A 23,489-nucleotide genomic window follows, 5' to 3' on the forward strand; every position below is an offset into this window, starting at 1 on the left:
CTTGTCCCCTCTCACTCGGCCTGCGTGGTCAAGTACGACCGGATTTCAGCGCTACTGTCAGCCAGTTGGCCCTGAACGGAATTCTGTGGTGTGCCGGCAAGTGTCTCTGTAACTTCTTGGTATCGTTCAAGGTATCCGGGTGGAAGGTTATGGGCGATGCCCTGATGACAGTCGATACAGGTCATGTTGTTGTCGATCGCGCGCTGATGTTCGGATGCCGCGCGTGCTTCCTGAATCGTAAAGTCCATATAATCGAAGTTGTGACAATTGCGGCATTCGCGACTGTCCGAGGCCTTCATCTTTTTCCAGACAGCCGATGCCATACTCAGGCGGTGTTCTTCGTATTTTTCGGTTGTGCTGATGGTGCCGACCATCTCGTGATACACGTCTTTGACGGCCATGATCTTAGCTTTGATCTTGTGGTTCCATTCATGAGGGACGTGGCAGTCCGAGCAAATTGCGCGGACACCAGAGTGGTTGTTGTAGTGTATCGTTTCCCGATACTCGCCCAAATTGGTTTCCATCGAATGGCACGAGGTGCAGAATTCCTCGGTGTTGGTCAGTTCCAAGGTCCAGTGGAATCCGCCCCAAAACAGGATTCCAGCAAGAAAGCCTGCCAGCAGCAAAAAACCAGAACTGAAGGCAACTGCCGGTGTCCAGATTGCGTTCCATACCCGGCCTATCCAACCGCGTTTTTCAGGGGAGTCTGCCATCTCGGTGCTCCTTTCAGATCAACTTTGGATCAGTCGGTGGACGACGGTTGAAAGAGGTTGGTAACCAGAGGTTCCGTATCCGCTTGCGGGACGTGACACTGGTTGCAGAAATAACGAGTTCCGGCGATGTGATCCAACTCGGTCCCGTCGCGATCCAGGTAGTGCGTCATCGAAAGCGTCGGCGCATTCCGCTCACCGGCCTTTGTCCAGTCGTGGCAGGACAGGCACTGATTGGTTCGCAGATCAATCTGGTACTGCGTGATGGAATGTGGAATCAACGGCGGTTGCTGGCGGTAGTTTCGGACCATTCGGCCCTCTCGGCCTTCCCATTGAAGGCTCATGTTTACAACGCTGGGCGCATCTGGCGGGGTTCCGCGCAGGTCACGAAGTTCTTGCGCAATCGCAATACTGCCAAGCGCGACGAGAAGGGCTGCTGCGGTGGCGACTATCTTGTTCATCTTGCATGTTCCTTCTTTATTGGCTGGATGACCGCCTTGGGGCGGTCATCGCTGCTTCAGGCACGCTCGACTTTGCAGGCGCATTTTTTGAAATCTGTCTGCTTGGACAGTGGGCAGGTCGCGTCAAGCGTCAGCTTGTTCGTCAACTGGCCTTCATCGAACCAAGGCATGAAGATCAGCCCCTTGGGAACCTTGTTTCGCCCCTTGGTGGATACGCGACTTGTGACTTCACCGCGCCGCGTGGAAACTTTGATTTCCTGCCCATGTCGCAAATCGCGGGCTGCGGCGTCTTCGGGGTGCATGTAGATCACGGCCAGAGGGAAGGACCGGTGCAACTCAGGAACACGGCGTGTCATGGAGCCCGAATGCCAGTGTTCAAGGACACGACCCGTACAGAACCACAGATCGTATTCCTCATCCGGCATTTCCGGAGGTGCCTCATAGGGTGCGAAGATGATCTTGGCCTTCTTGTCGGGGAACCCGTAGAACTGAACTTCGGATCCGGCCTCGACATAGGGGTCGCTGCCTTCGCGATACCGCCACAGAGTTTCTTTTCCGTCCACGACCGGCCAGCGCAAGCCGCGCTCTTCGTGATAGCGTTCAAAGGGTGCCAAGTCGTGGCCGTGTCCACGCCCAAACTCGGCGTATTCCTCAAACAGGCCCTTCTGAACATAGAACCCAAAATGATTTGCATCGTCATTTGGGTGCCCTGGCTGAATTTCACTAAGCGGAAACTTGTCGACATTGCCGTTATTGTAGAGAACCTCGTACAGGGTTTTCCCGGCCATTTCGGGTGCCGTGGCGACAAAGTCCTCTCCCCATGCTTCTTCGACGGTGAACCGCTTGGAAAACTCCATAAGCTGCCAGAGGTCCGACTTAGCGTCGCCGGGTGCGTGAACCTGTTGCCGCCACATCTGAGTGCGGCGCTCGGCATTGCCATAGCAGCCTTCCTTTTCAACCCACATGGCCGTCGGCAAGATCAGGTCGGCAGACATCGCCGTCACGGTCGGGTAGGGGTCGGACACAGTGATAAAGTTGTCGGGATTACGGTAACCCGGCCAACCCTCTTGGTTCATGTTCGGGGCTGCCTGCATGTTGTTCGTGCACTGGACCCAATAGGCGTTCAGCACCCCATCGTTCAGCATCCGATTTTGCAAAACGGCATGGAAGCCAACCTTGTCCGGAATAGTGCCCGCGGGCACTTTCCAGATTTTCTCGGCCTTCGCGCGGTGTTCAGGATTGGTGACCACATAGTCGGCTGGCAATCTATGCGCAAACGTGCCTACCTCGCGCGCGGTACCGCAGGCAGACGGCTGGCCCGTCAGTGAAAAAGGCGAGTTGCCGGGTTCGGAAATCTTTCCTGTCAGCAGGTGCACGTTATACATCAGCGAGTTCACCCAGGAGCCCCGCGTGTGCTGGTTAAAGCCCATCGTCCACAGGCTCATGATTTTGCGGTCGGGGTCAGCATATTGCTGGGCGAGACGTTCCAGTTTATCGGCAGGGACACCAGACAGCTCAGCCGTATATTCCAGGGTGTAGGGCTTCACTGACTCCGCATATTCGTCAAAGCTGATCTCGGTCAGCTTGCCCGAATTCGGATTGGCCGCTGCCTGTTGCAGAGGATTGTCATCCCTTAGACCAAATCCAATATCAGTGTCGGTTTTGGTGATATTGACGTGCTTGGACAGGAATTCTTCGTTCACCGCGCCCGTCTGGATGATGTGGTTGGCGATATAGTTGAGGATGGCCAGATCGGTCTGCGGATTGAACACCATCCCGTTGTCGGCCAATTCGAATGAACGGTGTTCGAACGTAGAAAGGACGTGAACCTCGCAGCCTTCTTTTGTCAGGCGCGTGTCGGTCAGACGCGACCACAGGATCGGGTGCATCTCGGCCATGTTCGATCCCCAAAGAACGAACGTATCCGCAGCCTCCAGGTCATCGTAACAGCCCATCGGCTCGTCAATGCCGAAGGTTCGCATGAAACCGACAACAGCCGATGCCATGCAATGTCGCGCGTTGGGGTCAATGTTGTTTGACCGGAACCCTGCCTTCATCAGTTTGGACGCGGCATAGCCTTCCCACACGGTCCACTGGCCCGACCCGAACATTCCAACGCCCTCGGGCCCTTTGTTCTTGAGGGTCTCTTTCCATTTTTCGGCCATGATGTCGAACGCGTCATCCCATGAGATCGGTTCGAATTCTCCGTCCTTGGCGTATTTGCCATCTCTCATGCGCAGCATCGGCTGGGTCAGGCGATCTTCGCCGTACATGATTTTTGACAGGAAATAGCCTTTGACACAGTTGAGACCCCGGTTCACCTCGGCTTTCGGATCACCCTGCGTGGCCACAACACGGCCATTCTTTGTGCCGACAAGAACCGTACAGCCGGTCCCGCAAAACCTACAGGGCGCTTTGTCCCAGCTTATGTCCGGAATACCAATCTGCGCATTGGCCTGCCCACCGGCCAAGGGAATACCAGCGGCAGAAGCGGTTGCAGCGGCAGCAGATGCTTTCAGGAATGTTCGGCGAGATTCTGATGTAGTCATAGCTATGGCCTCCGGCTAGGTGGTTTGGCTTGGGGCATCAGGACGCGGAACGCTGTCCGCAAGATCCTCAAAATGATGATAGGTAAGGGTGACCGACAGCACCCCGGGGATTTGATGCAGGTCCATGATGATCTCGGACGCAAGGCGTGCTGGCGTGTCTTCGACAACGACGACGAACCGGCCTTCGGCCGTTTGCGCATGCACTTCCACGCCGGGTGTCTCATTCATCACCAGCGCCGCGGCATCGGCATGAGCCGGGGAAACATGAGCAAGGCAGCCGCAAATATTCATTGAACCGGCTCCATCTGAACTTGGGTGCGCCGTTCCAGCTTGATCGCGTCGACAGGGCACAGCGCAACGCAGGACCCGCATCCGTTGCAGGCATTGGGGTCGAGCGCGGGCTCGGCGCGTCCGCCTGTCTGCAGTTTGAAGCGAAGTGCGTTCTGGTCGCAATTATCCTGGCAGATACGACAGCTTACACCGTTCATAGACAGGCAGTCTGAAACCTGCACCGCAGCCCGCCAGGGCCAGTCGGCCAAGCGTTCGATATCCAAAGCATCAGTAGGGCAGGCGCGCGCGCACGCGCCGCAGAACGTACAGGGATTATCGTTTGGCTTGAAAACAGCGTGGCCGTCGGGTTCCAATGAAATCAGGTCTTCCGGGCAGGCTGACACGCATTCGGCGCATTTTGTGCAGGCATCGGCGAAACCGCTCGCAGCAGCACCCGGAGGCCGGACGATGCTTCCGTCCTCCCTGAGAATTTTGGCACTCAGAAACCCACGTCGGCTGGTCACTCGATCCATATTGGTTTACCTGGCTAGAGACGATTCCCTAACGCCAGTATTCCGCTTATCGTCTAAAATTGCAGCAATTTTTCACTTAAGTTGCATCTCGGAAATAAATTGAGGGTCTGAGAGTCGTACTTTAGCGGACGTAAACTGCCGATAGAGTTGACGGCCAAGCCTACGCTGGCGCTCCGTCGCGCAGAATGGCTGCGCCCATGGCAAAGCAGATCAAATCGCCCGAGATAGTCACAAGTCGGAAAACGGCGACAGAAATGATCAATCCGCCTGCGGGCACCACGTCCGAAAGCAGCAGCAATAACACCGCTTCACGAGGGCCTAATCCGGCGGGCGCTCCGGGCGTCACATAGCCGACCAGCCACGCGCAGATTCCGGCGACAGTTGCGACAAGAAAAGGGCCCTGACCTACTATCCAGACGATGGCACCAAAAATTGCGCCGAGCCCCAGCATGAACAACGTGCAAATCGGCACGGCAACGCAAAGAGCGCGCGTCAGTTTCTTGCCATTTCCTGCGATCCGAGCCGTGACGATCAAGCCCGCGACCAACAGGGGAACCGAAACGATCGTGAGAATTCGCACCGTATCTTCCGACCAGCCGATCGCTTTCGCCACCTGATCGACCCCCGGAGTGAAAAGGGCGGCAAGCACGAGCGCCGACACTGCGCCCGCGGGCATCGCAATCAACTCCAACATCGTTGCCAGCCCTAATTGTTTCGCGCTCAATGGGCCGTCGCGCAGGACCATGGCGCGCCCGAACAGATGGGCCACATTGCCCGGCAGGTAACGCGCAATCTGCGTCAATATGAAAGAGCGCCACGTTCGGCGCCGAGGTTCGGCCCCATAAGCTCCGACAAACTGGTGCCAGGTTTCGGCGGGTAAAGACAGCGTTGAGATATAGACCAACATCAGGCCAAACAGGTGGGCAAGGTCCGTCGAACTTGGACGCCAATGCGCAACCTCTGTCCAGTTTCGCTGAACCTCGCGCACAATATAGGCCAGTGACAAGACCAGCAGCACAACCCCGGCCACGCGAATTGCGCGCCCGAACCGCGAGCTTGTGCGTTGGGGCTTGTCCTCGTCCATCTGCGGGCTCAGGTTTGAGCCGTCAAAATTGACGTCTCGTCAGGGTAAGGAAGGGAGGGGGTAAGCCCGGGGTAGCGTTGGACAGAAAGCCCGCATTTGCTGATCGCCTCATGATATCGGGTCCGGTTTGAGTTATCGAAGACGATCATTCCATCCCGTGAGATCCGATTTAGGGCGTGGCGCAAGCACGCCTGACGCGCTCTTCCATCAATGATTATCAAGTCGTAGGACCCGTCTGTTTTGTCAATTTCCGAGGCGTAGGCCGCAAAGTTCAGTCCGCGCATGTCTTGCTTCTGAGAAAGATAGATAGGGTCTGAAGGCGCGGTTTCACGTGCATTCGAAGCAGTCACCAATCGCAAATCAACGGGGCAGATTTCGGTCTGACTTTGGATCCTTTCCAAAACGCGCGCATGCCAATCCGCATCATGCTCAACGCTCGTAACAGACGCCGACCGACGCGCTGCCCAGATCGTACTGGCCCCGGCACCATACTCGAACACACGGGCCGACCTTGTCTTCAGGAAAGCGTCAACGATTTCAATCGCATCATAGGTCCACCAGGGAACATCCAGAGCGATCAGCCCGTCTATGTCATGGATCGCCATCAGGCTTGACACCCAATGATAGCCCCGGCCGCGATGATGCTGACGTGTAAGCCAGTCTGCGACGCTCGTTTTATTCATACTCCAGGCAATGCCCCGCATTGTCGCGACATAACCGGACTTTGCTACCCTCGAAAGGGTGGCGCGTGGATCGTTTGTCATGCGGCGTCCTCAAGCGAAGGATGCGACCGACATGTTTTTGTACCTTGTTCGTCGGTCAGGCCAATCTGGGCCGCTCGTTTCAAGCAAGTGTCTTCGGACCACTTTTCAAAATACTCCCCCGGTTTTTCCCTAAGAGGAGCGGCGTAATTATACACCGATATTGTCGTAGTTGCAGTCCCGATTAGAAAAGCCATAGCGCATACCCCGACGATCCAGGATTTTGCAGCTTTGCCCAGCTCAGGCCGCATGCAGAACACGGCTCCCATCAGCGTGAGGGTTGCCAGAACCGGCCAGAGATCCAGACGATATCGGAAGGTGATCGTCCCATAAGCCAGAGTCACGATAGCTGACAGCGAAAACGCGGCGACAAGCCCAGCCATTCGTTTGTCACGCCACGCCGCCCGGATGCCAAACAGTGCCAATAGGCACCAAAGCGGCCAAAGCATAACCAGCCCGACCCTCGGACCGCCGACTCTGATATGGCCCAGGATCGGCTCTGTTACGGCCCGGTATGTGCCAAGTATCGAGTCGGACAACCCGGTCAGGAAAGATGTTGGAGGAACGTCAAACAGGTAAAACGCAGCGTTGGGAAGGACGCGCAAAGGGTTCAGGCGGCCATGCTCTTCAAACGCCGCCGCCCGGATCGAATCCTTAGCCTCAACGCCCCAAAAGACATTCCCATAAACGACCTGTGAGTCTTCGTAACTGCCATGGGTGATTAGTGCATCGCCAAAGCGCAATGCATTCAAGCCGAGATATCCGAACCCGCCTGCGGCCAAAATCGCCATGGCCACGATCGCCGGAACGACAAAGGCCGAGCGGTCCCGCCACAAACCCTGCCCAACTGCCAAAACGACCCCGGCGTAAAGCCCGATCGCCACATTTGGCCGCGCGTGCACGGCCACCATCGCGCAGATGGCAAGCAAAACGACGGCCAATGACAGCGATGTCACGCCGCGCGCCGCGCGTGTCCAAAAGGCAGCAAACAGCCCTGACATCGCAAAGGCCACTGCAATCGGCTCGTGATAAAACGAAAGGTTGATGACCAGGGCGGGGCCCGGCCCAGCGATCCACAAGGCAACGCACAAGGCCAGCACCAACGGGCGGCGGTCTGTCCAAATGCCCGATGCCCGAGCCAAGGTCACGAGTACATGCTGCCAGCCCAGTGTTCCGACCACGGCCCACAACCAGATTGAGAAGCCATTCATTGGTACCGTCTCGAATGGCCACACCCAACCAAAGGCAAAGCGCGTCAGAAGCGGCGCGACGCCATGATAAAGATACCCCGTTCCGTCGGCGGTATAGTGGCCTTCATACCGAAGAACACGGGCGGGTAAGTCAAACCGACCGTCCAAAAGCGCCGCATAATAAGCGTCATATATCTGCCAGCCAAAGGGTTTGAGGTCGAACATGGTCCATGAAGAAATCACCAGAACCCCAAAATAGACGGACCCCAGAATGGAAATCAGCCATACAATGCGTTTGCTCCCGGCAACCGGGGCGTCTGACACACCTATATTCGTCACGACGATCCGTCCCCGCGATTATTTGTGTCGATACGCAGTTCCAGTTCCCGCATTCGGCTCAGGACTTGTTCCGTAAGGCGCCGGTTAGTCGCAATCGCGTCGCTGAGAAGCGCGATGATCATGGTTATGTATCCAGCCAGAATAAAGACGCCGCCCAGGATCAGGGACTGCACGCGGCCTTCACCATCGCCGGTGAAATAGTAGAACAGAAAGCGCAGAACCGGGATTGTTCCGATGATCAACATCACCAGGCCGATCGTCAAAAAGGCGCTGAGTGGTCGATACATCGTATAGCTGCGAAGGATCGTTGTTGCCTGTTTTCGCAAAAACCCACCCATCGACGTGAACAGGCGCGAGGGGCGCTCGACCGGGTTCACATTGACGGGGACAGACGCCACTTTCAGACTGGTCTGTCCCGCGTGGATCAGGGTTTCGGTGGTATAGCTGAACTTGGTCATGACGTTGATCGTCAGGGCGGCTTCGCGGGTATAGGCGCGAAATCCGGACACCGCGTCGGTGACGTCGATCCCGGCGAGACGCCGCACGACCGACGTCCCAAACCGCTGCAACAGGCGCTTCAACGTGGAAAATTCAGCGTTCTCGCCGGGTTTGCGGTCACCGACAACAATGTCCGCTTCCTTGCGCAATATCGGCGCGACGAGATCGGGAATGGATAAACCGGAATACTGGTTGTCCCCGTCGGTGTTGACAATGATATCCGCACCCGCCTGCAGCGCATGATCAATCCCAACCTGAAAACTTCGCGCAAGTCCCTTGTTGCCGCGATTTCGCAGGACATATGTCGCCCCATGTTCGCGCGCGATCTCCGAGGTGCCGTCAGTGGAGCCGTCGTCAATGACCTGAACTTCGATACTGTCTACACCCGGGATTTCCTTCGGGATGTCGGCAAGAACTGCCGGCAGTGTCTCTGCTTCGTTATAGCAGGGAATTTGAACAATGAGTTTCAAACCGATTTACCTTCGCACTCGTAACAAAAAAACCTGCGGAAACAGGGCCAACCGATGGAGGAGAATTTGACGTAAATTTCTCCATTGATTCTAAAATACACGCCACAAGCAGTAGCAGAAGTCAGCCAATGCGTTAAACAAAACCGTTGTTTTGCGCACGTTGGGCGATTGAAACGGGGTCTCCGATCAGCCTTTTATCTGTTCTTCGCTGCCCCCAAACGACCGACCGTTTGTTGAATCAATAGAGGCAGACGGCGTCGGTCTGGTCTACTGTTGAAGCATATAGCGCGTGCAAAATACGGCCCAAATTCTGCGCGCTGCGTAAGAAACAGCCACTTTGATCCGCAAAAGATCGGTCCAAAACACGCGTTGATTGACTGGGTCAGGTGGTAACAGTCCCATCCGCGACCCATGCATCAAACTGTGCCAGCACTGCTTCGGAAAAAGCCGGATCGTTGATATGCGCGTCCAGTTCGGTCATGTCTATTCGACCGTGCATGACCCGCCGGGCTTCGTCCACCATATCGCGCAATGCTTCGGGATCGTGGGCTTCTTCCCCTTCATTGTCCCAAGCCTCCACTCCCTGAACAGGCAGGAAAAAGTGTACTGGGCCGGTTGCGGCTTCAAGGCGGTTGGCAAGCTCTTGTACCCAGGCGCGGCGTTCCTCTCCGGTGAAGACCGAGCTTTTGATAAGGCGGTTATGCTCGTGGAAAGGACGTTCCGCATATTGATCGGGGATGTCCTGCCAACCGGCGAAGTCCAGCAAATCCAATGCGCCGGGCGCTACCATTTGCGGTATTCCCGCGCGTCCTGCATTTGTGACCCTGTCCTCGCCGCTCGAAACGACCGATCCAGCCATGAGGTTTCCGAACTCCTGCATGCAGAAATCCATCACACAGGCAAAGGCGCCTTCTCCGGCAAGCTTCTCAAATGCCATGCCCCCCATGCCTGTCGAGTGAAACACGGCCACTTCAAAGCCGCGCTCTTCCAGCGCTGGTTTCAAACTCTTCATATAGCGCAGGCAGGATGAGCCGAGGCTGGTCATCCCGATCAAGGGTTTGCTGCGGTCCACTTCTATGGCGGCTTTGGTCGCGCCGACAACGGCTCCGGCCGCCTGACTCAGCGAGGATCGGCAGATCGAGTTCATTCCATACAAACCACCGGCCCACAGGATCATCTGAATATCCGGAGCCAAGCGATGCGGCGGGATCAGGGGGGAAAAACTGACGGTTGAAACAATGTATTTTGGCACCCCCATCGGCAGCGCCTGCGCGCAGTCCAACGCCAGATCAGTACCCATCGTTCCGCCGATTGCCAGCATTCCGTGGAAACGCCCTTCGGAATAGGCTAGCGAAACGACAGCGGCTGCCCCGGCGGACATAACCCGAAAAGCCTTGTTTTCGTCACCTTGCGCGATGACTTCTTCTATGGTCATTCCGCCAGCCGCGGCGACATCGTGCTTGCTGATGTCTGTTGGGCTTTCGGGATCGCCCAATACCGAAACATCCATTGTCAGTACATCGGCACCCTGGGCTTTGACCACCTCTTCGATAAAGCGCATCTCGGGTTCTTTTGTGTCGTATGTGCCAATCAGCAGGACTGTCTTTTGGGCCATGGGATCCTCCGGTGCATGCGAGTTAGTCAAGGTACAGTGTCAAAAGGTCTCGGGTGGTTTCGAGAAACCGGGCGTTGCGGTCTGCCGCACCATCTTCGTCCAATCGCGGCACGATCCAGCCGAGATAGGTTGCCGCACGCAACGCCATGAACAATTCAAGGTGTTCGGAGTTGATCTGTCGCTCTGAACGGTATCCGGCTAGAAGGGCAGCTTGCAGCTGAACGAAATCCCGCTCGTTTCGAAACTTCAAAAGCGTTGTCGCGAGGTCGAACAACCGAAACCCATACCCGGCGTCGTCAAAGTCAATCAACTTGATCTGATTGTCGTCCACGATCACGTTTTCACGCACCAGATCGGCATGGATCAGGCCATAATCCAGGCTTTGCTCTGACTGTCGCAGGTCATGATTGGCCTTTTCCCGAAAGCGCAGACAAAGCGCACGGTCTTCGTCATTTAACGTGGGGTTTTCCCAGAACCGACCCCATAAAGGCTCATCCCCCAACAGCCCGACGCGATCCCAAGACCAGCGCGTAAAATGATCCGGTGGGGTCCATGCGTCGCTTATCTTGTGGAGCCGCGCCATTTCCCGCCCGATTGCCGAGAATATCGCAGGGTGGTCGTCTTGTGCGATCCTTTCCACCGCGTCCCCCAATGGGCGACCGGGTAGCCATTCCAGAACGTCCACCTGACGCCCCTTGATGTGGTTTATCAACTGCCCCGTCGTATCAGGGACAGGTGTCGGCACCTTAACACCCCGAGAGGCAAGTTCTGCCATCCACTGCAGTTCTGACCGAAGCTCGGCGGCAGAGTGCAAACCCTGACGGTGCAGGCGCAATGCATACGAAGATGTTCTGTGCCTGACATGATAGACGCGATTTTCCCGCGCCGCGACTAAGGACCAGTCGGCATCCGTCATCCCCCAGAGTGATAGGGCCTGCTCGACGATCTCCTTCATTGCGTCAGCGGCGTTTCGGCCAGAACGTCGTCCAGCGTGTCAAAAAGAAGGTCCGCATTTTCAATCGAAAAGGGCATTGGAGGGCGGATCTTCAAAGTGTTCTTGTGTCGCCCGAGCTTGAAAAGAATAACCCCACGATGGCGCATGGCGTTGACGACACGGTCGGTAAAACCGCGTGCGGGTTCTTTGCTTTCGCGATCCAGAACCATTTCAGCCCCGAAGATAAGGCCGGCCCCTCTGACGTCTCCGACGAATTCATATTTTTCCTTCAACAGAGCCAGCCGGGTACGAGCATAATTGCCGACAGTATTGGCGTGCGCGACCAGATCACGATCTTCGATTTCCTGCAGGACAGCCATCGCTGCCGCACAGGACACAGGGTTGCCGCCGAAGGTGTTGAAGTACCGATACCCATTGCGGAAGGTCGAAAGAATTTCACTGCGCGCGACCACGCCGCCAACCGGATGACCGTTGGCCATCGGTTTGCCCAGGGTCACGACATCCGGAACCACCCCCATTTTCTGATGCGCCCAGAAATGCGTGCCCGTTCGCCCAAAGCCTGATTGAACCTCGTCGCAGATCAAAAGACCGCCCGCGTTGCGCACAACCTCGGCCACGGGTTTCAGCCACCCGTCGGGATGATCCGGGAACCCTTCGTTCAGGAAATAGGGGCATAGGATCAATGCGGCGAAGCCTGCTTCGGTTTTTTCATGTTCAGCTATTTGGGTCGCTACCGCTGCGGCAAAGACCGCACCATCCGGGTCCGGGTTACGATAGCTGTCGGGCGCGTCGACGAAACGGATGTATCGGCCAAGCCCGAAACCAACCGTGGGTTCATTTGACCTGCTCAACTGGCTGACCAGAGCAGTATTGCCGTGATAGGTTGCGTCGGTCGCGATAATGCCCCGCTTGCCTGTCATCGCTTCGGCCATACGCAGGGCGATGTCATTCGCTTCGGACCCCGTGCATGTCAGAATGGCGGCATCCAACGAAGAATCCATTGTCCCAGTCAGCTTTTCGACATAGTCGAGAATGCCATCATGAAGGTAGCGGGTGTGGGTGTTCAGCGTTGATGCCTGTCGGCAGATCGCCTCGACCACGCGTGGGTTGCAATGACCCACATGGGGGACATTGTTGTAGCAATCCAGATATTTGCGCCCGTCCGCGTCCCAAAGCCAAACGCCATCACCTTTTACAAAGTGAACAGGCTCATCATAGAACGTAGATACATTGGGTCCCAACACTCGGGCCCTGCGATGCATAAGTTCTTCTGACTTTGCGGGAAGGGTCACACGGCTATCCTTAACTCAAAGTTTGATCCAGGCGGTTTTTAGGTCAAGATATTTATCGAACGCATGCAAGGACTTGTCATGCCCATTTCCGGATTGTTTGACACCGCCCAGCGGCACCGTGATGTCCGCCCCGCCATAGGTGTTGACATGAACGACCCCGGCCTGAATTTTCGCGATCATCCGGTGCGCGCGCGACAGGTTCGCCGTCCAGATCCCAGCGGCCAAACCGTACTTGGTGGCGTTGGCAAGCGCGATGGCTTCTTCTTCGGTGTCAAAGGCTTGTACGGTCAGAACGGGTCCGAAAACCTCTTCGCAAACGATGCGGTCTTGGGGTTGTACGCCCGTTATGATGGTCGGGGCCATGTAAGTTCCGCCCGTGTCTTGTAGTATCCGAGTGCCGCCAGTGACGATCGTGCGGCCCGCAATGCGCGCTTCTTCAACAAAAGCAAGGTTTTGGGCCAACTGGCTTTCTGAATTCACGGCCCCGGCCTGGGTTCCGGGGTCGAGCGGGTCGCCGACCCGCATGGCTTCGGCGTTCTGCACCAGCATCTCGACGAACGCGTCATGGATTTCACGCTGAACCAGCAACCGCGACCCGGCGACGCAAACCTGACCGGAATTCCGAAAGATACCGGCGGCCGAGACTTTTGCGGCTTCGGTCAGGTTCGGGGCATCCGCAAAGACGATATTCGGGGATTTTCCACCAAGTTCCAGATACACGCGTTTGAGGTTGGATTTTGCCGAAGCTTCCATCAGACGCCGCCCTGTCGCGCCTGAGCCTGTGAAAACAAGAATGTCGACATCATGGGATTCCGCGATTTCGGCGCCGACGACCGCACCTTCACCAGTCACGACGTTGAAAACGCCGGGGGGCATTCCGGCGTCCAGCGCCAGTTGAGCCAGCCGGATCAGGGTTAAGGACGCCGTTTCCGCGGGTTTCAAAACCACGGTGCACCCAGCGGCCAATGCTGGCCCCAGCTTCCAGCTTCCGATCATCAGCGGGAAGTTCCAGGGCACGATTGCCCCGACTACGCCGACAGGCTGTTTGTGAACCAACCCCAGTGCGTCCGGTGCGGTCGGTGCAATCTCGCCATATAACTTGTCGATCGCTTCGGCAAAGTAACGAATTGTGCCAGCGGCGCTGAGTGGTTCGGCCTTGTACGCCATGCCGATTTCGGTCCCGTTGTCGCGCACACCTAAAACGGCCAATTCTTCGGCCTCTGCTTCGATCAGATCAGCCCATTTCAGCAGGATTTTTTTGCGGGCGCCCGGTGCCAGCGCAGACCACCGGCCATCGTCGAAGGCCGCGCGTGCGGATTTGATCGCTTCTTGAGCATCGCGCCGGGTGCCTTTCGCCAAGGTCGTTATAGTCGTGCCGTCGATAGGAGAGACAACATCCAACGTGCCGCCGTTCGACGCTTTGCGGCTAGTCCCGTCGATCACATGTTGAGCAGGAGGGATCGCCCGCGACCGAAGTTCCTCAATTCTTGCGCTGTCCAAATTGGGCCTCAAAGGTTTGAATAATGAACCGAAGGTGTCAAAAAAAGTGTCAATCTTTAAACGTGCATTTGTCAATAATGATTTTTTTGTTGACAGGTGAAGAAACCGGCTCAGAATAAATGATACTAAAGGTTCAAATAATAAACCGATATAGCAACGCATCGCAGGGAGATGATATGTCCATCAAAGCCAAGGCCGCATTGGCCGCACTTGCTATTGGTCTGGCCGGTCCGGTCCTGGCCGAGTATCCTGAAAAGCCCGTCAGCTTTATTGTCCCTTGGCCTCCGGGCGATCTGGAAGACGTGCTGACCCGGATGATCGCCGAAGATTTCCAGGCAGAGTACGGCGTTCCGGCGGCTGTGGTAAACAAACCCGGCGGTGGGGGCGGCCCGTTCCCCGGCGCTGTCGAAGTGGCGACAGCCCCGGCAGACGGTTACACAATCGGGTCTTTTGTTCCGGCTGTTTCGTTGATCGGACATGAGATTGATATTCCCGAGCTGACGCCCGAGAAGTTCGACCCCATCGGCATTTTCCTAACCTATCCGTTTGTTATCGCGGCATCGGGCAACGCCCCCTATTCGACGATGCAGGAATTGGCCGACCACGCCAAGGAAAACGAAGTCTTCCTTGGACATTTTGGTGACGTGCTGACGCCCACTCAGGTCACCAAAGCCCTGTCTTCGACGATGGGTTTTGAATGGGGCGGTGATGCGGCGTTTGACGCGTTGGATTGCAACACGCTTGCTTCGGGTGACGCGGATGTCATCAACACCACATTGCAGCTTATCCTGCCGTGTCTTGATGATGTGAAGGTTCTGGTTTCGATCACGGGCGAGCGGATCAGCAAAGTTCCAGACACGCCTGCGATTGGTGAGGTAGAGCCGAGCCTCGATATCTCGCTTTGGAATGGTCTGTTTGTGACCAAGGACACGCCCGCCGATGTGCGAGACAAAATTGCTGCCGTGGCTGAGAAAACGGTCAAGAGCGAACGCGCTCAGAAACTGGCGGAAGAAACCGGGGCGCTGGTCTATTGGCTGAATGCCGATGAAAGCGCTGCCGTAATCGCGGAAGACAAGGCAACGCTGGGTACCATCTCAGACGCGCTGGGTCAGTAATAGCGATCCTGAGAGGGCGGGCGTGCCTCGCCCTCTCACGCTTTGCCGAGGACCGTGTTGAATGGACAATTCCGAGCTTTTACAGGTCAAGACAAAGACGTCCGGACAGGTTGTTTTTGTTATTGCAGGTCTGATTGTGACGCTTGTTCTGCTGTCCCAGATCGGCAGTCAGACCGAGTGGACGGAAAAGGCCCGAAATATCGGCAGCCAGCCACGTTTGTGGCCTGCTATTGCGTTGATCACAATGCTTGCAGGCTTTGCCGTTCACTACCGATTGATGCGCCGCAGAAGGCCGAATGCTTTGGACTGGATCGAAGCCAGACGCTGGGCAGAGCCGCTGGAATATCTGGTCTGGTTTCTGGTGTACGTGGTGGCTGTTCCGCGTCTTGGCTTTATGCCGATGAGCATCCTTTTCGCCTGCGCGCTGACATATCGGCTGGGATATCGCTCGCGGCTGGCTGTGGGCATTGCGGCGGTATTCGCAATCGCCATGGTGGTGCTGTTCAAGGGCATGTTGGGCGTCAGCATTCCGGGTGCGCAAATCTATGAACTTCTGCCGGATTCAATCCGGACGTTCTTTCTGGTGTATCTCTGATGGACCTGATTTTTTCAGCAGTTGATGTTCTGGCGCGTTGGGACGTGATGCTTGCCCTGCTGGTTGGCGCGGTCGGGGGCGTCGCCATTGGTGCCATTCCGGGGGTTGGTCCGGCTGTTGCCATCGCCATCCTGCTGCCCGCGACATTTTCGATGGACCCGATCGTCGGATTGACCCTGCTGCTGGGTATCTACGGGTCTTCGATGTATGGCGGGTCCATCCCCGCGATCCTGATCAATACGCCCGGCACCGCCGTAAACGCGCTGACCACCTATGATGGGTTCCCGATGACATTACGCGGCGAGGGGCGCCGGGCTTTGTCACTTGCCTATTCCGCCAGTTTCCTGGGTGGGTTGTTCTCGGTTATCTGCCTGATTTTCCTGTCTCCGGTACTGGCCAAGATTGCCCCGATGTTCGGTTCGCGCGAAATCTTCCTTGCTGCATTGCTTGGCCTCGTGCTGGTCGTTGTTGCGCACAAGGGACAGATGGCTATTGCCGCGGCCCTTGCGGGGTTCGGTATCCTGATCGGCACGGTGGGATTGGAACCGGCAGCATATACACGCCGTTTCACTTTCGGCCAAAGCTGGCTGGCCGGAGGGCTTGATCTGATCGTGGTCGTGCTGGGCCTTTTTGCGCTATCGCAAGCGTTTTTGCTGCTGACAATGGATGATGAGAAGATCCGGTTGCCACGGTCGCGCGGGTCGCTGTTCCAAGGCTTTCGCGAACTGGCGCGCCACCCGCGCGTAGCGGCGATCTCGGCCAGTTTCGGGGTCGTGATGGGTATGATCCCGGGTGTTGGTGAATTCACCGCTCAGTTCATGTCCTACACCTCTGCCCGCAAGTTATCCAAAAACCCAAAGGCGTTTGGCCATGGCTCGTCCGAGGGATTGATCGCCTCGGAAACCGCCAATAATGCCGTACCCGCCGCCGCCATGATCCCGCTGCTTGCATTGGGGATTCCGGGTGAGGCGCTGACCGCGATGATGTTGTCTGTGTTCTACGTTCACAACGTGGTGCCCGGTCCGGGGCTGTTCCAGAATGACATGGACTTTGTTGTCGCGCTTTATATCGCGCTTTTGGTTCTGAACGTGATCGTCGTGGGCTTTTTGCTGGTCTCAACAGGTTGGCTTGTTCATCTCACGCGCATACCCAATCGCTTTCTGGGAATGTGTATCCTGTTGCTCAGTTTTGTCGGCGTCTATTCGATCCGAAATTCGACGATGGACTGTATCATCGCCGCGGTGTTCGGCCTTTTGGGGTTTGTTCTTAAACGCCTGAACATGCCGATTGTGCCGATCATCCTCGGGATGGTTCTGGGCGGCATCATGGAGGTCAAGCTCAGGGCGTCGCTGGCCCGGGTCAAAACCCCTTTGGACTTTATCGACCGCCCGATCGCTTTTCTGCTGTTCTGCGTGATCGTGATCATAGTCGTTTCGACCATCTGGCGGGTTCGCCGCGAATGGCGGCCGGTTGATCGGCGCTCACCGCAGAAAAAGGCGTCGAACACGTTTGCCAAGCGCATCTCGGGCCGGTCGCACCGCCACTTCGAAAATCGCAAGAAACAACAAAGACGGAGACGTTTCTATGACCATGTGGGTTCCTGACGATGACGGGTTCGCGGACCTCGGCTCGCATGACAGTTTCGCGGGCGGCGCACCTTACAACACGTTCGCACGACTGCGGCGTGAGGCCCCGTGCCATTGGTCCGAATTCGACGGCGGTAAAGGGTATTGGTCGATCACGCGCCACGCGGATATCGACAAGATGGTGCGGGATGTCGAAACATTTTCCTCGGCGCGCGGAATCCGAATGGAGGACCAGACTTACGAGGAATACATGGCGCGCCGGACGTTTCAGGAAACCGATGGAAAAGATCACCGCAAAGTTCGCATGAAGGTGGCCAAGGCGTTCTCTCCCAAGGTTGTCGCCGGGTTTGAAGACCAGATACGCGATCTTTGCGGACCCATTCTGGACAAGGCACTGGAGAAAGGCAGCTTTGACGCAACGCGCGATATTGCGCGCGAGCTTCCGATGCGGATGCTGGGTCAAATCCTGGGTGCCCCGGATGAGGACCTGCCGTGGCTGGTGGATAAGGGCGATGCATTGATGGCCAATTCCGATCCGGATTTCACGGACCATGTCGTGGACCGGATGGAGACTGACGCATTCCGCTTGATGCCCTTCAACTCGCCTGCCGGGGCCGAATTATACGAATACTCTCGCACATTGATGGAAAGGAAGAATGCCACGGGCGATACCAGCGGCATTCTGCACCTGATCCTTCAGCCGGACGAAAATGGAGAGACGATCTCGGAAACCGAGTTCCGCAACTTCTTCTGCCTGCTGGTCGCGGCAGGCAATGACACGACCCGCTATTCGATTGCGGCGGGTATTCAGGCGATTGCCCGGCAGGACGGTTTGTTGGAAGAGCTGCGATCGGGCGAGGTTTGGGGTACGGCGGCGGATGAGATTGTGCGATGGGCTTCCCCCGCGACGTATTTCCGCCGGACGGCAATGAAGGATGTCGAAGTCCATGGCCAGCAGATCAGGGAAGGCGACAAGGTTTTGTACTGGTTTATCTCGGCCAATCGGGACGAAACCATGTTCGAAGATCCGTACCGGCTGAACCTGTCGCGTAAGCCCAACCGCCAGTTGGGTTGGGGGCAGGGCGGTCCGCATGTCTGTTTGGGAATGCATCTGGCCCGACTTGAGGTGCGCGTTTTGTTTGAGGAATTGGTCAGCCGGATCAAGACCATCGAACCCGACGGGTCTGAAGCCTTTGTGCGGTCCAATTTTGTAAACGGCATCAAACGGATGCCTGTTCGCGTCACTCTGCAATAGGTTTTCCATGTCCAATCGTTTACGCGCCCTCTTTATCGACCACCTGTCGATCCCACGCGGCAAGTACATGCCCGCCAGCAAGATCGGTGACGCATCCACGCGTTTCGCGCGTGCCACGTTCGGCGTGCACTATGACCGGGACCTGCTGCTGGATGCGCCGCACGCAAAAGTCCGCGAAGGGGCGCCAGACATGGAGTTGCGCTGGCGGGGGGAGGATGTGCGCAAAGGGTGGGAGCCCAATACCTCGGTCGTATTGGGGGATCTGTATGACGCAGATGGGGCACCGCTGTCGTTGTGTCCCCGTGGGGCCCTCAAACGGGCCATTTCGGACTGGGAAAAACACGGGTTGAAGCCGATGCTGGGGATCGAGCTTGAGGCCTATGCCTTGCAGGGCGGCGAGGACGGCCGCTTGAGGCCTTATGATGCACCGGGCGGTGGCGTGTATGGCACGGGCCCCTTTGCCGATCCGATGCGGATCAATGATGTGATCTGGAACAAGGCGCTGGAAATGGGGTTCCGGCTTGACTTGATCACAGCCGAATATGACAGCCCGCAATTCGAATACACCCTGACATTCGACGATGCGCTGACAGCGGTTGATGACATTGTGCTTTTCCGGCAGATGGCCCGCGAGATTGCGTTGGATCACGGGATCGTCCTGACATTCCTGCCCAAACCCTTGTCCGAGCTTGGCGGGTCCGGAATGCATATCAATTTTTCGTTTCAGGATGCCGATGGCAAGAATGCGCTTGCGACCGGCGAGGTTGGTGGCCCCGATCACCTGAACGACCTGTCGCGTGGATGCCTTGCAGGGTTGGTGCACCATCACGAAGGCCTGGCTGGGCTGATTGCGCCAACCGCAGGATCTTATCGCCGTCTTCAACCGGCATCCCTGTCGGGGTATTGGAAAAACTGGGGGGGTGATCACCGCGGGGTCACGACACGTGTGTCGGGCGAAGGCGGCGCAAAAGCCCGTTTAGAACACCGTATGGCCGACGCGAGCGCGAACCCCTACACCGCGGCAGCCGCAGTCTTGCAGGCTGCCCGTCTTGGGTTCGAAGCCAACATGAACCTGCCCCCCATTGAGACCGGAGACGGGTTCGACAAAGTCGATGCGCGCACCGGTACGGCCCCTAACCTGCGCAAAGCCATCCAGGACCTGCAGGCCGACACAGCGTTGGTGGATGCCGTTGGTCGCGAGCTGGTTGAAAATCATGCCTTCATGAAAGAGCGCGAATTCCGTAAGACGCGCGAACTGGAGCCTGATGCTCTGCTTGATTTCTATGTGTGGTTTGTCTGAGATGCGACTAGCGACCCTTGTCACCAACACCGACTTCAGCGCTTTTGCACAAGCGCGCCCGTTGGATGACGAAAAATTTGCGTCCATGATTGCCGAGGTCCGCCCCGATTGGGAGGTCACGGGATACTGGGTCTGTAAGGGAGAGTTCCCCGAAGACCTTTCAGAATTCGATGGGGTTATGATCACCGGCAGCCCCGCATCGGTCACCGAAGATGCCCCGTGGATGCAGCAGCTTGAGGGCCTGATCCAAGAGATCATAAGCCGAAGGATTCCCCTGTTTGGTGCCTGTTTCGGGCATCAGATCATCGCGAAAACTCTGGGCGCGCCGATCATTCGAAACCCGAAAGGGTGGGCGCATGGGCGGATTGAAACCAAAAGCGTTGTGCCCGTGCCTTGGTCGGATCACAGCAACGGCTGGCACCTTTACGGCTCGCATATTGAGCAGGTGGGGGCTTTGCCCGATGGCGCAAGGCGCGTGTTTGCAAGCACGGGCTGCCCCATTGCAGGGTTTGTGATCGGGGATTCAGTTTTCACCGTTCAGCACCACCCTGAAATGACGCAGGAATTCATCGCGGATCTGGTCGAAGAGTATGCTGATTATGTTGGCGAAGATGTCACGCAGAAGGCACGTCAATCCTTGGCTGAAGGTCCAGTAGATCGCGCGGCATTTGCCCGTGAAATAGCAGCTTTCTTCGAATACGGAGGGCGATAGATGGGAACAATCACAAAAGCGCTGGACCTGTTGTCGCTTTTCGCCCGGGACCGGGCCGAAATCGGGTTGGGGGAATTTGTGCGCCTCACGGGGCGGGACAAGGCGACGATACATCGTCACCTGACGGAGCTTGCGGAAAACGGCTATCTTGAACAACACCCGGATACGCGCGCCTATCGCCTTGGTCCGGCCCTGTTGCGCCTTTCGGCCCTGCGCGAGACTCTATTCCCGGTACGAAAACTCTTGCAGCCGATCGTTTTCGAGCTGTCCGAAGCGGTGGGTGAATTGGCCCATGTGAGCCTTCTGCAAGGCGATGCATTGTCACCGGTTGCCCATGCTGATCCGGCTTTGCATGGCATTCAGGTGAATTTCGACATTTCCGAGATGCTGCCACTGCACGCCACCTCGTCCGGCATTGCGGCTCTGGCGTTTTGTCCTGATGAATGGCTGACCCGGATCATGAGCAGGCCGTTGTCGCGATACACGGATCAGACGATTTCGAACCCTGCCGATCTGAAAGATAAAATTGACCATGTGCGTCTACACGGGGTCGCGTCCGTAACCGGCGCATTTGACGAAGGCGTCAGCTCGGTCGGTGCACCGCTATTTGGTGAGGGGGGGCGTGTTCTCGGGTCATTGGCTGTGGCGGTGCCGAGTGTGCGGGCCAAGCCGGAAAAGCTGCGGGATATCGCGCTGGTGCTATTGAAAGAGGCCGACCGCGCGTCAACCGCCTTGGGCGGAACATTCCCCGGGAAATTTGAAGATTTGCCCGCGCATTGGGGCGATGAAACCACGACACGACAGGTGATCTCATGAAGGACAGCAATTTCCTCAAAGAAAACAATGCACGCCACCTGTGGCACCCGATGGCTCACCCGGCGGACAGCCTTGCCAACCCTCCTGAAATCATCGTCGGGGGCGAAGGTGTCAGCATCACCGATGTGGATGGCCGCACAGTTGTTGACGGGGTGGGCGGCCTTTGGAATGTGAACCTGGGGTATTCCTGTCAGCCGGTGAAAGACGCCATCTCGCAACAGCTGGAACGGTTGCCTTATTATTCGATATTCCGCGGTACGACGAACGATCTGGTGATTGAACTTAGTTGGATGCTGCGTGAGTTCTTTGCCCCTGACGGGTTGTCGCGCGCGTTTTTTACCTCTGGTGGGTCGGATGGCGTCGAAATCGCTTTGCGCCTTGCACGGCAATATCACAAGGTCCGTGGTGAAGCCGGTCGCGTCAAGTTCCTGAGCCTGAAGAAAGGGTATCACGGGACGCATACGCTGGGTGCGTCGGTGAACGGAAACCCGAACTTTCGGACGCAGTACGAGCCTTTGATGCCCGGCTGCCATCATATTCCGTCGCCCTACACCTATCGCAACCCGTTTGGCGAAACCGACCCGGAAAAACTGGCCCAGCTATGTCTTGCAGCGCTTGAGGACGAGATCAAGTTTCAGGATCCCTCGACCATTGCCGCCATGATCATGGAACCCGTTCTAGGCGCGGGCGGGGTGATCCCACCGCATGAAAGTTTCATGCCCGGCGTGCGCGAGATTTGCTCAAGGCATGGGATTTTGTTGATCGCAGACGAAGTCATCACCTCTTATGGCCGCACCGGAGCATGGAGCGGATCGCGCCGCTTTGGTGTGCAGCCGGACATGGCGGTGACCGCCAAGGCCATCACCAACGGGTATTTCCCCTTCGGAGCTGTTATGATCAGCGATGCGATCTCGGAGGTATTCGAGAGCGACACATCTGGCAAGGCAGCGATCGGATCGGGCTATACCTATTCAGGTCATCCGGTCGGCGCAGCCGCTGCCATTGCCTGCCTGAAAGAGACCGAACGCCTGAACGTCAAAGACAATGCGACAAAGCGCGGGGCGCAACTGCACGCGGGGCTGAAAAAGCTTGGCGAAAAATATGATGTAATCGGCGATGTGCGGGGCGGATACGGTTTGATGTGCGCCATCGAGCTTGTGTCAGATCGCGATACCAAGGCACCTATCGACAAGGCCACGATTGGCGCAGTTCAGAAGACCGCTTATGACGCTGGTGCCATGGTGCGCGTGTCCGGCAACAACATCATCCTTTCCCCTCCACTGGTTCTGAGCGAAGACGACGTGACGACAATCGTCATGGCGTTGGATAAGGGATTGAACGCGGTTTGAACCCTCAGGGGGCCTTGTCCCGATCATCAAGGCCTTGTGCAAGTTTCTGTAACAGGTTCACCAGCGTGTTGTGGTCATCGACCCCAAGGATGTCGCGGTAATAGGCCGCGATATCCAGCGCTTCGGTCATATGGTTGTCGATGATCGCTTGTCCGGCGTCCGTGATAGCGATGTATTGGCGGCGACGATCCTCGGGATCTGCCGTTCGGGAAACGAGACCTGCGTTTTCCATCGACTGTACGATCCGGCTTAGGCTGGGTGACATCAGCGCGGCGCGCTTGGCCAACATGCCGGTATCCATTTTTCCGCTTTCGCTCAGAACGCGCAAGACACGCCATTGCTGTTCGGTAATTCCTGCTTTCTGAAGCATCTTTCGGACCGGTGCCATGACAGCTTCGCGCGCGCGAATGAGCGATACGGGAAGAGACTGCGAAGTGGTCGGAAGCGTAGTGCCTTTTTGGGGCTTCTGAGTATCTGGCAATAGACTGATCCTCAATTATATCACATGTTAAATAAAGCGATTGACTCAGGGCT

22 protein-coding genes are annotated in these 23,489 nt (G+C 56.8%); 8 read left to right on the forward strand and 14 right to left on the reverse strand.

The features are described 5' to 3' along the window. Nucleotides 1-11 precede the first annotated feature (11 nt). The 13 genes from ACR0MS_RS09675 to ACR0MS_RS09735 form a co-directional block, all read right to left on the reverse strand. Nucleotides 12-713 (reverse strand): NapC/NirT family cytochrome c, encoded by a 702-nt coding sequence (locus tag ACR0MS_RS09675; protein ID WP_171125588.1) that lies wholly within the window; start codon nucleotides 711-713, stop codon nucleotides 12-14. A 29-nt stretch (nucleotides 714-742) separates the two neighbouring features. Beyond that, nucleotides 743-1,171 carry a nitrate reductase cytochrome c-type subunit gene (locus ACR0MS_RS09680; RefSeq protein ID WP_480576183.1) on the reverse strand — a complete coding sequence of 143 codons (429 nt, stop codon included), beginning with the start codon at nucleotides 1,169-1,171 and terminating at the stop codon, nucleotides 743-745. 56 nt (nucleotides 1,172-1,227) lie between these two features. Then, the gene (gene napA, locus ACR0MS_RS09685) at nucleotides 1,228-3,720 is read right to left on the reverse strand and encodes a nitrate reductase catalytic subunit NapA (RefSeq protein ID WP_480576186.1); all 2,493 of its coding nucleotides are present in this window, start codon (nucleotides 3,718-3,720) and stop codon (nucleotides 1,228-1,230) included. A 15-nt stretch (nucleotides 3,721-3,735) separates the two neighbouring features. Further along, nucleotides 3,736-4,011: a chaperone NapD gene (locus ACR0MS_RS09690; RefSeq protein WP_480576189.1), complete on the reverse strand. Its 276-nt coding sequence runs from the start codon at nucleotides 4,009-4,011 to the stop codon at nucleotides 3,736-3,738. Then, nucleotides 4,008-4,523, reverse strand: coding sequence for a ferredoxin-type protein NapF (locus tag ACR0MS_RS09695; RefSeq protein WP_480576192.1), 516 nt, complete (start codon nucleotides 4,521-4,523; stop codon nucleotides 4,008-4,010). The genes ACR0MS_RS09690 and ACR0MS_RS09695 overlap by 4 nt, the downstream gene beginning before the upstream one ends. Nucleotides 4,524-4,683: 160 nt before the next feature. Continuing rightward, nucleotides 4,684-5,607, reverse strand: coding sequence for a hypothetical protein (locus ACR0MS_RS09700; RefSeq protein ID WP_480576195.1), 924 nt, complete (start codon nucleotides 5,605-5,607; stop codon nucleotides 4,684-4,686). Between the two features lie 8 nt (nucleotides 5,608-5,615). Continuing rightward, nucleotides 5,616-6,212, reverse strand: a complete 597-nt coding sequence (locus ACR0MS_RS09705) for a class I SAM-dependent methyltransferase (protein WP_480578910.1) — start codon at nucleotides 6,210-6,212, stop codon at nucleotides 5,616-5,618. 155 nt (nucleotides 6,213-6,367) lie between these two features. Next, complete coding sequence (locus tag ACR0MS_RS09710; protein ID WP_480576200.1) at nucleotides 6,368-7,897, reverse strand: hypothetical protein; 1,530 nt, start codon at nucleotides 7,895-7,897, stop codon at nucleotides 6,368-6,370. Further along, entirely contained in the window at nucleotides 7,894-8,865 is a 972-nt protein-coding gene (locus tag ACR0MS_RS09715) for a glycosyltransferase family 2 protein (protein WP_480576202.1), read from the reverse strand. Before ACR0MS_RS09715 ends, ACR0MS_RS09710 begins: the two co-directional genes overlap by 4 nt. A gap of 382 nt (nucleotides 8,866-9,247) precedes the next feature. Then, on the reverse strand, nucleotides 9,248-10,480 hold the full coding sequence (locus ACR0MS_RS09720) for a Tm-1-like ATP-binding domain-containing protein (protein ID WP_480576205.1): 1,233 nt from the start codon (nucleotides 10,478-10,480) through the stop codon (nucleotides 9,248-9,250). Between the two features lie 22 nt (nucleotides 10,481-10,502). After that, on the reverse strand, nucleotides 10,503-11,435 hold the full coding sequence (locus ACR0MS_RS09725) for a phosphotransferase enzyme family protein (protein WP_480576208.1): 933 nt from the start codon (nucleotides 11,433-11,435) through the stop codon (nucleotides 10,503-10,505). After that, nucleotides 11,432-12,697, reverse strand: a complete 1,266-nt coding sequence (locus ACR0MS_RS09730) for an aspartate aminotransferase family protein (RefSeq protein ID WP_480576324.1) — start codon at nucleotides 12,695-12,697, stop codon at nucleotides 11,432-11,434. Before ACR0MS_RS09730 ends, ACR0MS_RS09725 begins: the two co-directional genes overlap by 4 nt. 45 nt (nucleotides 12,698-12,742) lie before the next feature. Further along, nucleotides 12,743-14,227, reverse strand: a complete 1,485-nt coding sequence (locus ACR0MS_RS09735) for an aldehyde dehydrogenase (RefSeq protein WP_480576211.1) — start codon at nucleotides 14,225-14,227, stop codon at nucleotides 12,743-12,745. 176 nt (nucleotides 14,228-14,403) lie between these two features. Between ACR0MS_RS09735 and ACR0MS_RS09740 the strand changes: the two genes are divergently transcribed. From ACR0MS_RS09740 to ACR0MS_RS09775, 8 genes are all read left to right on the forward strand, one after another. Further along, the gene (locus ACR0MS_RS09740; protein WP_480576214.1) at nucleotides 14,404-15,342 is read left to right on the forward strand and encodes a tripartite tricarboxylate transporter substrate binding protein; all 939 of its coding nucleotides are present in this window, start codon (nucleotides 14,404-14,406) and stop codon (nucleotides 15,340-15,342) included. Between the two features lie 61 nt (nucleotides 15,343-15,403). Next, on the forward strand, nucleotides 15,404-15,937 hold the full coding sequence (locus tag ACR0MS_RS09745) for a tripartite tricarboxylate transporter TctB family protein (protein WP_480576217.1): 534 nt from the start codon (nucleotides 15,404-15,406) through the stop codon (nucleotides 15,935-15,937). Further along, nucleotides 15,937-17,541 carry a tripartite tricarboxylate transporter permease gene (locus ACR0MS_RS09750; RefSeq protein ID WP_480576220.1) on the forward strand — a complete coding sequence of 535 codons (1,605 nt, stop codon included), beginning with the start codon at nucleotides 15,937-15,939 and terminating at the stop codon, nucleotides 17,539-17,541. The genes ACR0MS_RS09745 and ACR0MS_RS09750 overlap by 1 nt, the downstream gene beginning before the upstream one ends. Beyond that, nucleotides 17,522-18,778, forward strand: a complete 1,257-nt coding sequence (locus tag ACR0MS_RS09755; protein ID WP_480576223.1) for a cytochrome P450 — start codon at nucleotides 17,522-17,524, stop codon at nucleotides 18,776-18,778. The genes ACR0MS_RS09750 and ACR0MS_RS09755 overlap by 20 nt, the downstream gene beginning before the upstream one ends. 7 nt (nucleotides 18,779-18,785) lie before the next feature. Continuing rightward, nucleotides 18,786-20,078, forward strand: coding sequence for a type I glutamate--ammonia ligase (locus ACR0MS_RS09760; RefSeq protein WP_480576226.1), 1,293 nt, complete (start codon nucleotides 18,786-18,788; stop codon nucleotides 20,076-20,078). A 1-nt stretch (nucleotide 20,079) separates the two neighbouring features. Continuing rightward, nucleotides 20,080-20,790, forward strand: coding sequence for a type 1 glutamine amidotransferase (locus ACR0MS_RS09765; protein WP_480576229.1), 711 nt, complete (start codon nucleotides 20,080-20,082; stop codon nucleotides 20,788-20,790). Then, on the forward strand, nucleotides 20,791-21,606 hold the full coding sequence (locus ACR0MS_RS09770; RefSeq protein WP_480576232.1) for an IclR family transcriptional regulator: 816 nt from the start codon (nucleotides 20,791-20,793) through the stop codon (nucleotides 21,604-21,606). It begins immediately after the preceding gene. After that, entirely contained in the window at nucleotides 21,603-22,955 is a 1,353-nt protein-coding gene (locus tag ACR0MS_RS09775; RefSeq protein ID WP_480576235.1) for an aminotransferase class III-fold pyridoxal phosphate-dependent enzyme, read from the forward strand. Before ACR0MS_RS09770 ends, ACR0MS_RS09775 begins: the two co-directional genes overlap by 4 nt. A 4-nt stretch (nucleotides 22,956-22,959) precedes the next feature. On the opposite strand, the gene hpaR is transcribed toward ACR0MS_RS09775, so the two are convergent. Then, a complete protein-coding gene (hpaR, locus tag ACR0MS_RS09780) occupies nucleotides 22,960-23,451 on the reverse strand; it encodes a homoprotocatechuate degradation operon regulator HpaR (RefSeq protein ID WP_480576239.1) in 492 nt (163 codons plus the stop codon). Between the last annotated feature and the right edge of the window lie 38 nt (nucleotides 23,452-23,489).

The organism is Ruegeria sp. CJ2, from assembly GCF_056536745.1.

Excerpts from the sequence above, each read along its gene's own strand:
- ACR0MS_RS09740 (WP_480576214.1), top strand. The coding sequence starts at position 14,404 with ATGTCCATCAAAGCCAAGGCCGCATTGGCCGCACTTGCTATTGGTCTG.
- ACR0MS_RS09725 (WP_480576208.1), bottom strand. The coding sequence starts at position 11,435 with ATGAAGGAGATCGTCGAGCAGGCCCTATCACTCTGGGGGATGACGGAT.
- ACR0MS_RS09750 (WP_480576220.1), top strand. The coding sequence starts at position 15,937 with ATGGACCTGATTTTTTCAGCAGTTGATGTTCTGGCGCGTTGGGACGTG.
- napA (WP_480576186.1), bottom strand. The coding sequence starts at position 3,720 with ATGACTACATCAGAATCTCGCCGAACATTCCTGAAAGCATCTGCTGCC.
- ACR0MS_RS09765 (WP_480576229.1), top strand. The coding sequence starts at position 20,080 with ATGCGACTAGCGACCCTTGTCACCAACACCGACTTCAGCGCTTTTGCA.
- ACR0MS_RS09720 (WP_480576205.1), bottom strand. The coding sequence starts at position 10,480 with ATGGCCCAAAAGACAGTCCTGCTGATTGGCACATACGACACAAAAGAA.
- ACR0MS_RS09700 (WP_480576195.1), bottom strand. The coding sequence starts at position 5,607 with ATGGACGAGGACAAGCCCCAACGCACAAGCTCGCGGTTCGGGCGCGCA.
- ACR0MS_RS09690 (WP_480576189.1), bottom strand. The coding sequence starts at position 4,011 with ATGAATATTTGCGGCTGCCTTGCTCATGTTTCCCCGGCTCATGCCGAT.
- ACR0MS_RS09745 (WP_480576217.1), top strand. The coding sequence starts at position 15,404 with ATGGACAATTCCGAGCTTTTACAGGTCAAGACAAAGACGTCCGGACAG.
- ACR0MS_RS09680 (WP_480576183.1), bottom strand. The coding sequence starts at position 1,171 with ATGAACAAGATAGTCGCCACCGCAGCAGCCCTTCTCGTCGCGCTTGGC.
- ACR0MS_RS09775 (WP_480576235.1), top strand. The coding sequence starts at position 21,603 with ATGAAGGACAGCAATTTCCTCAAAGAAAACAATGCACGCCACCTGTGG.
- ACR0MS_RS09760 (WP_480576226.1), top strand. The coding sequence starts at position 18,786 with ATGTCCAATCGTTTACGCGCCCTCTTTATCGACCACCTGTCGATCCCA.
- ACR0MS_RS09675 (WP_171125588.1), bottom strand. The coding sequence starts at position 713 with ATGGCAGACTCCCCTGAAAAACGCGGTTGGATAGGCCGGGTATGGAAC.
- ACR0MS_RS09755 (WP_480576223.1), top strand. The coding sequence starts at position 17,522 with ATGACCATGTGGGTTCCTGACGATGACGGGTTCGCGGACCTCGGCTCG.
- ACR0MS_RS09770 (WP_480576232.1), top strand. The coding sequence starts at position 20,791 with ATGGGAACAATCACAAAAGCGCTGGACCTGTTGTCGCTTTTCGCCCGG.
- ACR0MS_RS09695 (WP_480576192.1), bottom strand. The coding sequence starts at position 4,523 with ATGGATCGAGTGACCAGCCGACGTGGGTTTCTGAGTGCCAAAATTCTC.
- ACR0MS_RS09730 (WP_480576324.1), bottom strand. The coding sequence starts at position 12,697 with ATGCATCGCAGGGCCCGAGTGTTGGGACCCAATGTATCTACGTTCTAT.
- ACR0MS_RS09705 (WP_480578910.1), bottom strand. The coding sequence starts at position 6,212 with ATGGCGATCCATGACATAGACGGGCTGATCGCTCTGGATGTTCCCTGG.